Here is an 818-nt window from a genome sequence, read left to right on the forward strand (position 1 = left end):
AGCCGACAAGCCCCAGGCCAAGCCAGCACAACCCATCAGGCGGCCTGTTCGGCGCTGGAGAAGTTGGCGGCCGACTCCATGTCCACCGCCACGATACGCGAGACCCCCTGTTCCTGCATGGTCACCCCGATCAGTTGCTGCGCCATTTCCATGGCGATCTTGTTGTGCGAGATGAAGAGGAACTGGGTGTGATCCGACATGCGCTTGACCATGTTGGCGAAGCGCTCGGTGTTGGCATCGTCCAGCGGCGCGTCCACCTCATCGAGCAAGCAGAACGGTGCCGGGTTCAGCTGGAACATGGAGAACACCAGGGCTGTTGCCGTGAGCGCCTTTTCCCCACCGGAGAGGAGGTGGATGGTGGCGTTCTTCTTGCCCGGTGGCTGTGCCATGACCTGCACCCCGGAATCCAGGATTTCGTCGCCGGTCATGATGAGCTTGGCCTGGCCACCGCCGAAGAGCACTGGGAACAGTTCCGAGAAGTGGTGATTCACCTTGTCGAAGGTGTCCTGCAGCAGGTCGCGGGTTTCCATGTCGATCTTGTGGATCGCATCCTGCAGCGTGGTGATGGCTTCGTTCAGGTCGGCGTGCTGGGCATCGAGGAAGTGCTTGCGCTCGGAAGCGGTGGCCAGTTCGTCCAGCGCGGCCAGGTTGACCGCGCCCAACGCCGCAATGGCGTTGGTCAGGCGGGTCACTTCGCCTTGCAGATAGGACGGGCGCATGTCGCTGGTGAGCTTCTCGGACAAGGCGGCTTCGTCGGCCTGGGTCTGGGCCAGCGCTTCGGAGAACTGTTCCCCTGGTCAGCGTGCCGCCTGCTCCTT

At 62.7% G+C, this 818-nt stretch carries 1 pseudogene; it reads right to left on the reverse strand.

Annotated features, from left to right (window positions below):
- Window positions 1-35: 35 nt before the first annotated feature.
- Window positions 36-818 (reverse strand): annotated as a pseudogene (locus I5W_RS07535) (chromosome segregation SMC family protein); the annotation flags it as partial.

The organism is Herbaspirillum sp. B65, from assembly GCF_000333555.1.
GTDB lineage: Bacteria > Pseudomonadota > Gammaproteobacteria > Burkholderiales > Burkholderiaceae_D > Herbaspirillum > Herbaspirillum rubrisubalbicans.